13 protein-coding genes are annotated in these 14678 nt (G+C 66.3%); 5 read left to right on the forward strand and 8 right to left on the reverse strand.

Translation table 11 applies throughout. The features are described from left to right. Positions 1-66: 66 nt before the first annotated feature. The gene (locus DMX10_RS22645; RefSeq protein WP_111263191.1) at positions 67-927 is read right to left on the reverse strand and encodes a LysR family transcriptional regulator; all 861 of its coding nucleotides are present in this window, start codon (positions 925-927) and stop codon (positions 67-69) included. Between the two features lie 107 nt (positions 928-1034). Between DMX10_RS22645 and DMX10_RS22650 the strand changes: the two genes are divergently transcribed. Next, on the forward strand, positions 1035-1460 hold the full coding sequence (locus tag DMX10_RS22650) for a VOC family protein (RefSeq protein ID WP_111263192.1): 426 nt from the start codon (positions 1035-1037) through the stop codon (positions 1458-1460). 99 nt (positions 1461-1559) lie between these two features. Here DMX10_RS22650 and DMX10_RS22655 read toward each other — a convergent pair whose 3' ends face one another. Then, positions 1560-2186 carry a ferritin-like domain-containing protein gene (locus tag DMX10_RS22655; RefSeq protein ID WP_111263193.1) on the reverse strand — a complete coding sequence of 209 codons (627 nt, stop codon included), beginning with the start codon at positions 2184-2186 and terminating at the stop codon, positions 1560-1562. Between the two features lie 124 nt (positions 2187-2310). Continuing rightward, positions 2311-3396 (reverse strand): DUF1615 domain-containing protein, encoded by a 1086-nt coding sequence (locus tag DMX10_RS22660; protein ID WP_111263194.1) that lies wholly within the window; start codon positions 3394-3396, stop codon positions 2311-2313. A 143-nt stretch (positions 3397-3539) separates the two neighbouring features. Between DMX10_RS22660 and DMX10_RS22665 the strand changes: the two genes are divergently transcribed. Next, entirely contained in the window at positions 3540-4301 is a 762-nt protein-coding gene (locus DMX10_RS22665) for a DUF695 domain-containing protein (protein WP_111263195.1), read from the forward strand. 773 nt (positions 4302-5074) lie between these two features. Here DMX10_RS22665 and DMX10_RS22675 read toward each other — a convergent pair. From DMX10_RS22675 to peaA, 5 genes are all read right to left on the reverse strand, one after another. Beyond that, positions 5075-6748: an AMP-binding protein gene (locus DMX10_RS22675; RefSeq protein WP_111263197.1), complete on the reverse strand. Its 1674-nt coding sequence runs from the start codon at positions 6746-6748 to the stop codon at positions 5075-5077. A gap of 245 nt (positions 6749-6993) precedes the next feature. Then, positions 6994-8118: a quinohemoprotein amine dehydrogenase subunit beta gene (gene peaD, locus DMX10_RS22680; protein ID WP_111263198.1), complete on the reverse strand. Its 1125-nt coding sequence runs from the start codon at positions 8116-8118 to the stop codon at positions 6994-6996. Positions 8119-8146: 28 nt separating this feature from the next. Continuing rightward, complete coding sequence (qhpC, locus tag DMX10_RS22685; protein WP_111263199.1) at positions 8147-8470, reverse strand: quinohemoprotein amine dehydrogenase subunit gamma; 324 nt, start codon at positions 8468-8470, stop codon at positions 8147-8149. A 1-nt stretch (position 8471) separates the two neighbouring features. Beyond that, positions 8472-9902: a quinohemoprotein amine dehydrogenase maturation protein gene (gene peaB / locus DMX10_RS22690; RefSeq protein ID WP_111263200.1), complete on the reverse strand. Its 1431-nt coding sequence runs from the start codon at positions 9900-9902 to the stop codon at positions 8472-8474. A gap of 49 nt (positions 9903-9951) precedes the next feature. Further along, the gene (gene peaA, locus DMX10_RS22695; RefSeq protein ID WP_111263201.1) at positions 9952-11517 is read right to left on the reverse strand and encodes a quinohemoprotein amine dehydrogenase subunit alpha; all 1566 of its coding nucleotides are present in this window, start codon (positions 11515-11517) and stop codon (positions 9952-9954) included. Positions 11518-11923: 406 nt separating this feature from the next. Between peaA and DMX10_RS22700 the strand changes: the two genes are divergently transcribed. The 3 genes from DMX10_RS22700 (at position 11924) to DMX10_RS32585 (ending at position 14569) form a co-directional block, all read left to right on the forward strand. Beyond that, a complete protein-coding gene (locus DMX10_RS22700) occupies positions 11924-13417 on the forward strand; it encodes an aldehyde dehydrogenase (RefSeq protein ID WP_111263202.1) in 1494 nt (497 codons plus the stop codon). A 295-nt stretch (positions 13418-13712) separates the two neighbouring features. Next, positions 13713-13802 (forward strand): hypothetical protein, encoded by a 90-nt coding sequence (locus tag DMX10_RS33715; protein WP_371921720.1) that lies wholly within the window; start codon positions 13713-13715, stop codon positions 13800-13802. 50 nt (positions 13803-13852) lie between these two features. Further along, positions 13853-14569: a DUF6531 domain-containing protein gene (locus DMX10_RS32585; protein ID WP_146603050.1), complete on the forward strand. Its 717-nt coding sequence runs from the start codon at positions 13853-13855 to the stop codon at positions 14567-14569. Positions 14570-14678: the final 109 nt, after the last annotated feature.

The raw sequence follows: 14678 nt of genomic DNA on the forward strand, positions 1-14678 counted from the left end.
TGATATCAAGCTGTCATTTGCAGGATGCAAGGCCGGCCAATTGTTGAGGCCGTATTCTGCAAGGGCTCAGGCACCGCGCAGGCAGCGGGCGAAGAGTTGCAGGATGGGCTGGCTGCGCTGGCCCTGCCGGGTCAGCAGGATGATGCGCCGCTGGAAGGTCAGCCCGCCCAGGCGGATGACACGGATGGCGGCCTCGCGCTCCAGCCACAGGCCCGCCTCGGGGATCAGCGAGACCCCGAGCCCCGCTTCGACCATGCGCACGATGGCGTCGAGCTCGTCGAGCTCCAGCGCCACCTGGACCTCCAGCCGTTGCCGACGGAGGAAGCGGGTGACCTGGCGCCCGCCGAAGGAGGTGCGGTCGTAGCGCACCAGCGGCTGGCTGGCGAGGATGTGCAGCGGGTCATCGCCCTCCAGCCCGCGGGGCACGATGAGCACGAAATCCTCCTCGCGCAGGACCTCGGCGTGCAGCTCCTTGGGCAGGTCGAACGGCGGCTCGATGAGGATCGCCAGGTCCAGTTCACCCGCGTCCACCTGGCTCAGCAGGTTCAACGAGACACCGGGAATCAGCTTGGGCTCGACCTTGGGCGCGGCCTCGCGCAGGCGCAGCAGTGCGGCGGCCAGCAGGCCGGTCTGCACCGTGGCGATGGCGCCGATGCGCAGCTCGCCGCTGAACTGCTCGGCCGCCTCCGGGGTGGCCATGCGCGCGAAGATCTCCAGCATCTCCCGCGCCATGGGCAGGGCGCGGTGTCCGGCGGCATTGAGGATGGCCTGGCGCCCGGTGCGATCGAACAGGCGCACGCCGAGGGCTTGCTCCAGGTTGCGGATCTGCGCGCTGACCGCCGACTGGGTCAGGCCGATGTGCATCCCGGCGGCGGCGAAGGTGCCGTGGCGGGCGACGGCGATGAAGGTACGGAGCTCGCGCAGCATGGTCGGCCTCTGATCGAAATTATTCGTGCTCGGCACAAATTATCCCGACTTTCCATCGACAATCCCATCTCTAGAATGGAGCGCAAACCACCACGAGGCAGCGCCCCATGAGTCTTTCCCCCTTCCACCTGGCCATTCCCGTCCATGACCTCGCCGCCGCCCGGCACTTCTACGGCCAGGTGTTCGGCCTCGCCGAGGGTCGCTCCAGCGAACACTGGGTGGATTTCGATTTCTTCGGCCATCAACTGGTGATCCACGAGCACCCGAAGACCTCCAGCCAGGAGGCCGCGCACACCAACGCGGTGGACGGCCACGACGTGCCGGTGCCGCATTTCGGCGTGGTGTTGCCCTGGGCGCAATGGGAGGCCCTCGCCGAGCGCCTGCGCGGGCTGGGCACGCAGTTCGTGATCGAGCCCTACGTGCGCTTCAAGGGCCAGGTGGGCGAGCAGGCGACCCTGTTCCTCTTCGACCCGTGCGGCAACGCGCTGGAGTTCAAGGCGTTCAAGGACATGGGGCAGTTGTTCGCCAAGTGATGCGAAGCACCGGGCTTCTGTTCAGTGGGTCCCCGCGTTCGCGGGGATGACGGGGTGACCTGGCCCCGCTGCGGTCGGCGCCGGGCCCTGCAGGGGCTGCTACGCCTCGGGCAGTTCGCGGGAAAGCAGCGCCTTGATGGTATTGGCGTGGCGCTGTTCGTCCCGCAATACGGCCTGGAAACGGCGCAGCCAAGAGTCGTCGCCCATGGCACCGACCAGGGTCACCAGGGTTTCCCAGGCGGCCTGCTCGCCCAGCTCGTAGATGAGCATGGCGTGCAGGCATTGCGGCACGGTGCTGTCCGGTTGCGCCAGCACCTGGGCCACGCGCTGGGCGGCGATGCCCCAGGTGCGGGGGTGCTCGGCCAGCGCGGTGCGGGCCCGCACGCCAACGGTTTCCAGGGCCTCGATCAGGGTCCAGACGTGGGCCAGCTCTTCGTCGCGGATCTGCCGGAAGGTCGCCACCAGTTCGGCGCGGTTGCCGTGGTGGTGCATGGCGCGGTCCAGCAGCGAATCGTAGAGCTGCACGCAGATGCTCTCCGCAAGCACGGCCTCTTCCAGCTTGGCGATGAACAGGCTCGAATCGCTGCGCGCCATGGCGGCGAAGGCGTGCTCGCCACGGCTGCGCCAGCCGTCACCGGGCTCATCGGCCGTGGACGGGGCCTGGCCGATGACGCCGACATTGGCGAGCTCGCTGCGCTCGGGGCGTGCTGAGGTGACACTGGGCATTGTTATTCTCCTCTCGTGACCCGGCGGGTGCGTGCCTGAGCACCCGCCTTGGTCATGGGAAAATCCGTCCGGTGGGAGGTTCAAGAAGTTTTCAGCCGAGCTGACGACGGGCCGGCATGGCGGTTCAACGCGCCATGCAGCGCTGGTAGCGCTCGTCGACACGCTTGGCGAACCAGGCCGTGGTCAGCTTGCGGGTGATCTTCGGGCTCTGCAGGGTGATGCCCGGCAGTACCGCGCGGGGCAGCCTGCGCCCGGCGTCCTTCTCGGCCAGGGCGAAGACCTTCTCGTACAGCTCCGTCTCGGCGAAATCCGGCCCCTCGCCCTGCTCCAGGGCCCGGCGGATGGCGCCCTCGCCCATGTCCAGGCGCCGCCCCAGGGTGCGCACCGCCTTCTCGGTGGAGCCGGCATCGCGGCTGCCGTGGATGATCAGGTCGCCATCCAGCGCCAGGGGCATGCCGCTGGCCAGGCTCACGGCCTGCTGGAAGGCGGCGTTGCGGCTGGCGTACCAGCCGGCATTGAAGTCGGCGAAGCGGTACAGCGGCTCGGGGTAGTCCGCCTCGTAGCCGAGCAGGTGGGCGATGCCGAAATACAGGCCGCCACGGCGGGTGAACACCTCGTCGCGCACGCTGCCGGTGGTCGGGTACGGGTAGTGCTCGGCGTGCTGCTGGGCGAAGGCGATGCTGACCTGCATGGGACCGCCGGTGTGCACCGGGTTGAAGGTGCCGAACAACTGGCGGCCGAGGGGCACCATGCCGATGAAGTCATCGAAGATCACGCTCAACTGGCGCTCGGTGCGCACGGCTGCGAGGCGCTGGGCGTAGGTCTTGCCGGTGGGCGAGCGGATGTCCAGCGCCGAATCCACCAGGAAGCCCGGCAGGTGCAGGCGCGCGGCGCGACGGTCGATCTCCTGCCGGGCGATCTTCGACAACCCCGGCACCGGCGGGTCGGCCTGGTAGGTGGATTCCTGCTCGGTCACCGCCAGCACCGCGCAGAAGTTGCTCTTCACCGTGGCCAGCTCCTGGGCGGTGAAGGCGACCTGGATGTCGGTGGCCCAGCCCTGGCGGTCCACCACGCTGCTGGGAATCAGCCGCGCCACCTGCGCGCGCACCTCGGCCGGGGTGAGCTGCGGGCCGTCCTGGCTGCGCTGGCTGCCGCAGCCGGCCAGCAGCGCGGCGGCGACGAGGACGAGACTGGCGGGGGCGAGATTCATGGTGGCTCCGACGGCGGCAAACGAAACGGCATGGCCCAGCTTCGACAGGCGTGCCGTGCAGCTGTTCAACCGACATGCCGGCAATCCGTGCGCGAACGCGCGCGTCTCTGTAGAGTCGCTCCATCCACGCAAGGAGTTGCTGCATGACTGACGATTGGGATTTCTATTTCGCACAGGTCGACGACCGCCCCGCCTCCCTCTACGTCGACCTCGGCGCGGCGGGTGAGGCGCCCCTGGAGCACCTGCCGTTCATGGCCTACGTGCGCCTGCACATGCGCACGCCGCGTGAGGACGGTCTCTCCAGCCAGGATGAATTCGACCGGCTGATCGAGATCGAGGACCAGTTGACGGCACGCCTGATCAACGAAGGCTGCGCCTACCTCGGTCGCTACACCGGCAATGGCCTGCGCGATTTCTTCTTCTACGTGGGCGACCCGTCGCTCTGGGAGAACCGCGTGGCCGCCGTGATGGAGGGCTTCCCCGAGTACGAGTACGAAGCCGGCACCCAGGAGGACCCGGACTGGAGCACCTACTTCGACTTCCTCTTCCCGCCCGCCGAAGACCAGCAGCGCATCAGCAACCGCCGCCTGTGCGCGGTGCTGGAAAGCAATGGCGATACGCTGGAAACCCCGCGCGAGATCGACCACTGGTTCTACCTGCCCGACGCGGCCCGTGGCCAGGCGCTGATCGCCGAGGCCGCCACCCTCCAATTCGCCGTGCGCAACTGTGGCTGGACCGAGGATGAGGACGCCTATCGGGTGCAGCTGTGGCGCGAGGACATCCCCCAGCCGGGCTCCATCGACGAGCTGACCCTGGCGATGCTGGCCCTGGCGCTGTCCTTCGACGGCGACTACGACGGCTGGGAGACGGTGCTGGTGACGGACGAGCCGACGACCTTGCATTGAGGTCGGGATGGTTGATGGGGCCGCTGCGCGGCCCTTTTCGCGAATCAATTCGCTCCCACAAGCATCGCGCGCGTAAACAGCCACGCCCTTAGGACGTGGCTGTGCTTTTTGCCCCTGGAAGGGCCTCGGAGCATGCAGCCGCCGCTCACTCCGCACGTAGGGTGTGCTGCGCGCACCTGGGGCTCGCCGGAAGCACCGTGCGGCGGTGCGCGGCACACCCTACGGCACGTGTTCATCCTGTCGAATCCTCGCGCGAATGAATTGGCCCTGTCTGCGTTAAGTGTTGCTAGAGGATTTGAGTCCAGCTGATTGCCGAGCTCTGATGATGTTTCTGGTTTCACCCCCCGGGCGAGTCTCTTTCTTCAGTCGTCGGGATGCCGAACCACAAGAAAGAAACCAAAGAGGCTTACCCCATCATCCGGCCCCGGCTTCGCCGGGGTTCCCTCACTCCATCGTCGCTATCGGGGGCCGGCGCGATGGGCCATCCATGGCCTGGCGCGCCTCTCGCGGCATCCATGCCGCTCGTCCCCCGGCGCAACGACTGCGTTCGGCCTCCTGGAGGGGCGTTGGCGGCTGCTCCAACTTCTTCGTCCAGCGCATCGCCATGTGGTGCGCACGGGCTTTCGTAGGATGGGTCGGGCGGCGTTCCGCGAGCGAAGCGAAACCCATGCGGTGGCGGTGGCACGAACCCTTGGGCGCCCGGAAATGGCCGTGCTTGAGGCCTTGCATTAAAACCACAACAGCTAACACAGACAGAGCCAATGAATTCGCCCCTACAGGCTCCCGATCTCCTCGATGCTGATTTCGCGCATGCGGAATTTCTGGATCTTGCCGGTCACGGTCATGGGGAATTCGCTGACGAAGCGGAAGTGGCGCGGGACCTTGAAGTGGGCGATGCGTGAGCGGGCCCAGTCGCGCAGCTCTTCCGCCGTGGCCGCATGGCCGGGGTGCAGCTGGACCCAGGCCACCAGTTCCTCGCCGTAGCGGCTGCAGGGGATGCCGATCACCTGCACGTCGGCCACCGCCGGGTGGGTGAAGAAGAACTCCTCCAGCTCGCGCGGATAGATGTTCTCGCCACCGCGAATGATCATGTCCTTGCTGCGCCCGACGATGCGCACGTAGCCCTCCTCGTCCATGGCCGCCAGGTCGCCGGTGTGCATCCAGCGGCCGGGGTCGATGGCGTCCGTCGTCGCCTGCGGGTTGTTCCAGTAGCCGAGCATGACGCTGTAGCCCCGGGTGCACAGCTCGCCGATCTGCCCGCGCGGGACGATGCGGCCGTCGGCGTCGACGATCTTGCTTTCCAGCTGCGGCTGGGTACGGCCGACGGTGGTGACGCGCAGTTCGAGGCCGTCATCCGGGCCGGTCTGCAGGGACACCGGGCTGGTCTCGGTCATGCCGTAGGCGATCTGCACCTCGGCCATGTGCATCTCGTCGATCACCCGGCGCATCACTTCGATCGGGCAGGTGGCGCCGGCCATGATCCCGGTGCGCAGGCTGGAGAGGTCGAATTCGTGGCGCCGGGGGTGGTCCAGCTCGGCGATGAACATGGTGGGCACGCCGTAGAGCGCGGTGGCCTTCTCCTCGGCCACGGCGGCCAGGGTGGCCAGCGGGTCGAAGGCGTCGCCCGGGTAGATCATGGTGCTGCCGTGGGTCAGGCAACCGAGGTTGCCCATGACCATGCCGAAACAGTGGTAGAGCGGCACCGGGATCACCAGGCGGTCGTGTTCGGTGAGGCCCAGGCTCTCGCCGACCATGTAGCCGTTGTTGAGGATGTTGTAGTGGCTGAGGGTGGCGCCCTTGGGGAAGCCGGTGGTGCCGGAGGTGTACTGGATGTTGATCGGGTCGTCGAACTGCAACTGGCCCTCGCGCTCGGCCAGCGCGGCGGCGTTCACCTCCCCGGCCCGCACCTGCAGGGCGGCCCAGGGGAGGAAGCCGGCCGGTGGCTCGGCGGCCAGGCTGACCACGCCGCGCAGCTCCGGCAGTTTCTCGCTGGCGAGGGTGCCCGGCTCGCCGTCGGCCAGGGCCGGGGCCAGCTCCAGCAGCATGGCGTGGTAGTCGGAGGTCTTGAAGGCGTCGGCGCAGATCACCCAGCGGCAACCGGATTGCTTGAGGGCGTATTCCAGTTCGCTGCTGCGGTAGGCCGGGTTGATGTTGACCAGGATGGCACCGACCTTGGCGCTGGCGAACTGGGTGATGGTCCATTCGGCGCAGTTGGGCGCCCAGATGCCGAGGCGATCGCCCGCCTCCAGGCCGATGGCCATGAGCGCGCGGGCATGGCGTTCCACTTCCGCCGCCAGTTGCGCCCAGCTCAGGCGCAGGCCCTGGTGGCGCACCACCAGCGCTTCGCGCTCGGGGAAGCGCGCCACGGTGGCGTCGAAGGCGGCGCCCAGGGTCATGGCCAGCAATGGCTTGTCCTGGCGCCCACGGGTGTAGCTGGGGTGATTCATGGCTTTCCCTTCTTGTGCTTGTTGGGATCGACGCAGAACCGACTGCCGCTGCCAGGCAGGCAACGCGGGGTGCCGGTCATATTTAACCTTTACGTAAACGTTAAGCCAGGCCTGGAGGGGTCTCCGTTGGTCGTAGAGGCGCTGTGCCATGGGCCTGGCTTGCTAGCGGGCCGCCGCGTTCGCGAGGGTGACGAGGTGGCGGTCCCCGTCATCCCCGCGAACCTGGGGAACCGCTGGACAACGCCTCAGCGCACGAACACCTGCGTCGTGGTGATCGCCATGTCGCCGCCGGGCAGCTTGATGTTCTTCACCTTCTCCAGGCTGTCCGGGTCGAACACGGCGATGTCGTTGAAGGTGCCGGCGAGGTAGAGCTTGCTGCCGGCCTTGTTGAACGCCACGCAGTAGTAGGTGTGTTCGAGGTTGGCGGCCTTGATCAGCTTCTGCTGCCTGATGTCGTACTTGGCCAGGCGGTTGAGCACGCCGAACATCAGGTTCGGGTCCTTGGGCGAGCGCATGCCGGTGAAGTACAGCTCGGTGAGCGGGGCGAAGTCCTGCACCGTGCTCTTGCCGGTCTTCAGGTCGATGCTGACGAAGCCGTAGATGAAATCGGCGGTGGCCAGGTCCTGCTTGTCGTCCTTGAACCTGGCCGTGGTGTAGAGCATGGAGAAGTCGTGCAGCGCGCTCTGGTGCGGCCAGAAATACAGCACGTCCGGGGCGCTGTAGTTGGGGCGTTGCCAGTTGCGCCCGGGTACTGCCACCTCGTACCGGCCGGTGTGCACGTCCATCTTGTAGATGTCCGGCCCCGCCACGAACAGGCTGCCGTCGTCGGCGGCACGCATCAGGTACACCTGACGCGGCATGGGGAAGCTGCGCACGGGCTTGGCGTCGAGGCCGTCGGCGGTGCGGAACACCTCCAGGCGCGGCGGCTTGACCACGTAGTGGTCGCTCATCATCTGGGTCGGGTTGACGGTGGTGTAGAGCTCCTTGCCGTCCGGGCTGAGGGCGAAGGAGAACATCGAGCGCACCTTCTCCCCCGGGTTGCGCGAGAGCCGGGCGTGGAACACGGTCTTGCAGTCATCCAGGTCGACGCCGTAGAGGTCGCCGAAGTGGTTGTTGAGCAGGTAGGCGGTCTTGTTGTCCGGCGCCATCATCGCGGTGCCGGGGCCGAAGGCGTCGGGCAGGCGGCAGGTCTTGTAGAGGCTGTCGCTGGCCAGGTCGACCACATGCAGGTTGTTCGGGTAGTTGGTGGCGATCAGGTACTCGCTGCCGGGCTTGAGGGCCGGGCCGGCGCTGTCGGCGGCCCAGGCGCCGGTGCCCAGGGCGAGCCCGGCGACGGCGGTGGCCAGGCGGGCGATGACGGTGAGTTTCATGCGGATTCCCCTGTTGTTCTTCTTGTCGTCACTTGTCTTTCGGGAAGACGGTGCCGAGGTTGCGCCAGTCCTGCGAGGAATCCGCGGCGTTGGCGTTCCAGTCCTGGTAGGTGCTCATCATGTCCGGCACCTGGGCCGGCCACCAGCAGGGGTCGGAGCAACCGTAGAGGTCCGCCTCCATGGGCTGGCAGAGCGAGGAGACGCCCCCGAAGGCGTCCACTTCCCAGCCCGGGTCGGTGGTGGAGGTGCAGCCGGCCACGGCGCTCATGGCCACGACGTCTTCGACGCGGTCTTCGGCCACGGCCTGGTCCAGCAACTGGGCTTTGTTGTTCAGCGGCTTGAGATGCTTCATGTCAGTGCGCCTTCCGCGGGGTGATGTAGCGGCTGATGAAGGCCGGGTTGGCGGCCATGATCCGGCTGTAGACCTCGATGCCGAAGTCCACCCAGTCGCGCATCAGGTCGCAGTAGTGGTAGGTCGGGTGGGTGGGGTCGCCGTAGCGGGCGTAGCTCTCGTGGTAGCAGCCGCCGGAGCAGAGGTTGCGGATGCGGCAGGTGTCGCAGCCGGTGCCCTGGCGGTCCAGGCGCTGGGAGAGGAAGTCGTTGAGCTCGACCTGCTTCACCCCGCTGTGCACGTCGCCGAAGGTGGGCAGGCTGGAGCCCGTGAAGCGGTGGCAGAGATTGAGTCCGCCTTCGTGGTCCACGGCCAGCATCTTCAAGCCGGCGCCACAGGGCAGCGCCTTCTTCTGCCCCTCGTGGATGTCGGTGATGAGCTGGTGGAGGTTGGAGAAGCCGATGTTGCGGTGCTCCAGCGCCGCCTCCAGGTAGCGCCGGCCGAGGGCCTTCATGTTGGCGAAGACCTGCACCAGTTCCTCACCCGTGAGGTTGTAGTCGCTGAGGTCGCCCGAGGTGACCGGGGCGAAACCGACCTCGGCGAAACCCATTTCGTTGAACAGGTGGTTCCAGATGGTTTCGACGTCGGTGATGCCCCGGGTCAGGGTCACCCGCGCGCCCACCGGGCGGCTGCGGTAGCGCGACAGCAGCATGTCGGCCTTGCGCCGCACCACGTCGTAGGTGCCCTGCCCGCCCACGGTGATGCGGTTGCGGTCGTGCACCGTCTTCGGCCCGTCGATGCTGATGGAGAGGCCGAAGCGATGGGCGTCGAGCCAGTCGACGATCTCCTCGGTGAGCAGCGTGGCGTTGGTGGTCATGATGAACTCCACCGGCTTGCCGACCTCCGCGAAACGCCGCTCGCAGTAGCCCACCATGTGCTCGATCAGCGCGCGGTTGGAGAGCGGTTCGCCGCCGAAGAACACCACGCTGTAGCGGGGCTCGTCGGGGGACTCGCGCAGCAGCATCTCCACCGAGGCCTCGGCGGTCTCGACGGCCATCTTGCGGCCGGCCGAGGGCTTGTCGAGGTCCTCCTTGTAGCAGTAGGTGCAGCTGAGGTTGCAGCCGGTGTTGACGTTCAATACCACGGTGTTCAGTGCGGTGCGCTCGACCCGCTTGACGCCGATTTCCGGCGTCAGTGGCGAGCCGTCGCTGACCAGCTCCAGCGCGATCAGCTCGCGCAGGGTCTCGCTCACCTCCTGCCCGGGGAAGCGCCCGGCCAGGCGCTGCACCAGGTCCTCGGGCGAGCAGCCCTGCTGGCGCAGCGTGTCGATGATGCCGCCGGTGACGGCGTCCGTGGCGAACAACGAGCTGCTGGGGATGTGGAACAGCATGCGGTCCGCGTCCACCTGCACTTCATGCAGGTTGCGCTCGACCAGATTCAAGATTGCGCCCATGGCGACCTCCGGGGAATTTGCCCAATCGTCGATGCGGTTCGCGGCTGGTTCATGGCAGCGGCGGGTTGTTCCAGCGCTGCACGGTGACGATCAGGTGGCCTTCGCCCTTCTGGCCGCCCTCCTCCAGTTCGGCGATCACCTTCAGGTTGCCGGCGTTGTTGGTCATCATCCGCCGCTCGGGGTTGGGGCCGGCGGCGCCGGGGACGAACACGCCGTCCTTCTGCATCTGCCCGGCGAATTTCACGTCCTGGTCCTCCTCGGCGCGTGCGTCGAAGGGCGCGACCGACCAGCTGGCCGGCAGGTAGCCGATGCGGTACGGCTGGCCGGCCGCATCACGGCCCCAGGCCTCGGCCTCGAAACGGCCCTGCACCTTGGGCGTGGAGCCGCCGTTCTCACCCACCCGGGCGATGGAGAAGGCGGGCACCACCTTCACCTCGGTGACCTGGCTGTAGACCGCCAGGGACACGCCCTTGAGCTCGCCCAGCGCCACATCACGCACACCCGGCGCAGCATCGGCGGCAGCCTTGACCCGCACGCGCACCTGCTCCGGCGTCGCCTCCAGCACCTTGACCACTTGCAGGCCGGCGCCCAGCTGCGGGGTGCCCTTGAGGCCGCTGCCCACCAGAGTCAGCTCCGCTTCGCTACCGGCCTTGATAGAGGCCGGCTGCACGGCCAGCAGCTTGGCGCTGCCTACCTTGGCGGCGCTGAAGTCGAGGCCGCGCTCGTCGTGCTCGGCCTCGAACATGCGCCCCTTCATCTCACCATCCAGCGCCGCGAAGACCTGGCGCATGGCGGTATCGCCGACCTTCACATTGCCGCGCCATTCATAGCCGTTGTAGAGGATGGCCGAGCCGCTGCCCGTAAAGGGCGTGCCATCGGCGTAGGCGCCCTTCACCTGCAGGGTGAAGCTGTCGCCGGCATCGGCCGTCACCGTCATCACGCCGCGCACATCGCCCTTGGCGAGCATGTGGCCGCTGAAGCTCCATTGCCCCGGCAGCGCATCCGCCCCGGGTCGCGCCTTCTGCCAGTCGGCCCAGGCCTGGTCCTCCAGCGGGAAGCGCTTGGCGAGCTCGGGCACCATCTGCTTGAGGGCGATATCCAGCCAGTCGCGGTCGCGGGACTGGGCCTGGTACTCCAGCGACGGCCACTGGCCGAGGTGGAAGTTGACCAGGTGCTCCCACTCCCTGGCCGGGCGGCGCTGCAGGGCCACCCGTGCGCCGGAGTGGCAGCGGCCGCACATCTGGGTCAGCTGCTCGTCGAACTGCTCCACCGTGTTGAGACGACGCTCCATGGCGTAGCGCACGCCCTCGGTCTCGCTGGGGGCCAGGCCTTGCTGGTCGGCCAGGTACTTGACCAGGGTGCGGCGGTCGTCGTCGCTGATGGAGAGGCCGTGCATCACCTGCATGCGCGCGATGCTCATCAGCCAGCCTTCGGGCGTCTTGCGCTGGTGGCTGATGCGGCTGTAGCGGTCGCCGCCCTCGGCAATGTGGCAACCCATGCACTTGCTCTTGAGCAGCGCCGGGCCCTCCTCCGCCGCCTGGGTCTGGGTGCACAGCAAGGCTGCCGCAGCCAACAACAGGCTGCCCGCACGCCACCGGAGTCGAATCGTCTTCAAGGTCGGACCTCCACGGTTTTGTTCTTATGGTTCGCACCCGTCTCGCCAGCGGTGCGTCTGCAACGGCAAATACACAATGTGTGCCATCGCCTGGCAGGGCCTTGCAGAACAACGACTTAAGCCATTTCCGGGGGTGCGCCGGGGCCTTCGGTAACGGGGCCGGGCGTCTAATTTCGCGACAGCTCGTCACAGGCTGAGACAGCGGCACCCACCGGGCCGAGGGGGCCGGGCGGCGGCACTGTCCAGCGGCTGTCTCACCCCGTCTCAAACTGCAACAGTGGAGGACGGCGGCGGTGCGGGCCGTTATCGATAAATCCCTTTCCATTCAATTACTTGACTGCATTCAGGGGCCTTGGCACGGGCGTTGCGCGAGCCGTTGCAATGCCCATCGACAGAGGCCCTACCCATGCATTCCGAACTGCCCGTACTGCCCCAGACCCGAGACTTCCTCGACCGCCCGCTGAAGATGCTGATCGGCGATGGCTGGCAGGACGCCGCCAGCGGCGCCACCCTGGACTTCCGCAACCCCGCCACGGGCGATGTACTGGGCAGCGTGCCCTCCGCCGCCGCCGAGGATGTCGACCGCGCCGTACGCGCCGCGCGCCAGGCCTTCGACGACTCGCCCTGGAGCCGCATGCGCCCGCGCGAGCGGCAGAACCTGCTGTGGCGCCTGGCCGACCTGATGGAGCGCGACGCCCAGCAACTGGCCGAGCTGGAATGCCTGAACAACGGCAAGAGCGCCGCCGTCGCCCAGGTGATGGACGTGCAATTGGGCATCGACTTCCTGCGCTACATGGCCGGCTGGGCCACCAAGATCGAAGGCACCACGGTGGAGCCCTCCCTGCCGCTGATGCCCGACGACCGCTTCCACGGCTTCATCCGCCGCGAGGCGGTGGGCGTGGTGGGCGCCATCGTCGCCTGGAACTTCCCCCTGCTGCTGGCCTGCTGGAAACTCGGCCCGGCGCTGGCCACCGGCTGCACCCTGGTGCTCAAGCCCGCCGACGAAACCCCGCTCACCGCCCTCAAGCTGGCCGAGCTGGTGCTGGAGGCGGGCTACCCGGCGGGGGTGTTCAACGTGGTGACGGGCACCGGCCTCAACGCCGGCGTCGCCCTCACCCGCCACCCGGGCGTGGACAAGCTGACCTTCACCGGCTCCACCGAGGTGGGCAAGCAGATCGGCAAGGCGGCCATGGACAACATGACCCGCGTGACCCTGGAGCTGGGCGGCAAATCCCCCACTATCGTCATGCCCGACGCCAACCTGCAGGAGGCCGCCGCCGGCGCCGCCACGGCCATCTTCTTCAACCAGGGCCAGGTGTGCTGCGCCGGCTCGCGCCTGTACGTGCACCGCAAGCACTTCGACAACGTGGTCGCCGACATCGCCGGCATCGCCAACGCCATGAAGCTCGGCAACGGCCTCGACCCCAGCGTGCAGATGGGCCCGCTGATCTCCGCCAAGCAACAGGACCGCGTCACCGGCTACATCGACCTCGGCCGCGAACTCGGCGCCACCGTCGCCTGCGGCGGCGAAGGCTTCGGCCCGGGCTACTTCGTCAAACCCACCGTCATCGTCGGCGTGGACCAGAAGCACCGCCTGGTGCAGGAAGAAATCTTCGGCCCCGTGCTCGTCGCCATGCCCTTCGACGACCTCGACCAAGCCGTGCGCCTGGCCAACGACAACCCCTACGGCCTGGGCGCGAGCATCTGGTCCAACGACCTTTCCGCCGTGCACCGCATGATCCCGCGCATCAAATCCGGCTCCGTCTGGGTCAACTGCCACAGCGCCCTCGACCCGGCGCTGCCGTTCGGGGGCTACAAGATGTCGGGGGTCGGCCGCGAGATGGGCGCGGCTGCGATCGAGCACTACACGGAGGTGAAATCGGTGTTGATCAGGGTGTGAGGGAGGAAGAAAGGTCCGCCTTAGGGGCGGGCCTTTGCCTTTGCGGTAGTGCGAGGGCGTGCCTGTCTACGGAGCAACTTCCGCCTCGAGACCACAATTGCTCCCCCATCGCCCACACCCGAACTGCCTGTACAGGCCCTACCATGGGCAATCCAAGCATCTCGCCAGCATGGATTTTTCGCCTTCAAACTGATTGACTAGCGCGCTGATCGCCGGAGGCGGTCCCCTCTCGGCAAAGGACTGCTCAATGTACAAACCTCCAGGCACGCACCGTTAGCACCCAACCCTGCTTCCGCTGACGACTGTCACAGACCCTGACCGAACGACCCGTTACAGTTCTGACGTACAGGGAAGACCGATTGGGCAAACCACTGCGCCGCGATAAGCGCTGTCACATCAATACCCAGTAATTTTGCAAACTAAGGATGGTCCAAATTGCAAACTCGTTTCTTAGCAAAGCTCGGCACCCTGCTTGCTTTGCTTCTTATAGCCTCTACCGCCAAGGCGGAATATTTTTATTGGTGGGCCCCCATCTACGGATTCGACAAATTCCCCTCACGCGATGCGGCAGCCCAAGCGGTACTTTCTATCTATACAGAAAATGACAGAGACTATTACAGCAACTATTCCATAACAAGCATTGATTATGTACGAGAAGGAACTTACATAGTAGAGATGCTTGGCTACTTCGTCGGGACAACACCATCGCGCGCCAACAACCTTGTTTATCTTGGTGGCGATAGCTGCCCACCTGGTGCGTCCTATGACACTATTTCGTATAAATGCAGCAGCCCGCTACTGGATGCTAATAAAGGCCTACCACCTACTGACTTGACCTGTGCAGTCCCGAATGACCGTCAGGGAAACCCAATAAATATATCTATTGGCAACAAGGTCCAGACTATCGTAGACGCCCCAGCTGCAAGCAACTCACTCATCAGCCTTACGAGAACCTACAACAGCGCTGATGGTGTATGGCGACACAGCTACTCGACCCATCTAGAGAAATATGGAAGCTCGTTGATTCTTGTTCGCGCGGATGGCCGCGAGACAAGATTCCAGTTGCAAGAAGGCGTGAATAGCTATGGCATAGCGGCTAGCGGCATCCTCACCCGCCAAGGGGAGGAATGGTTAGGCGGTTGCAGGAGCTGAGTGCAACACGGTTATTGAATTGAAGCCGGAGCATCATGCCGCATCGCCATGGCATTTTGCATGACCTCTCCCATCACCTCGATGGGGCATTTGAAGTCGAAGCGCTTGC

This window comes from Pseudomonas sp. 57B-090624 (assembly GCF_003234055.1).
In the GTDB taxonomy this organism is placed as follows: domain Bacteria; phylum Pseudomonadota; class Gammaproteobacteria; order Pseudomonadales; family Pseudomonadaceae; genus Metapseudomonas; species Metapseudomonas tohonis.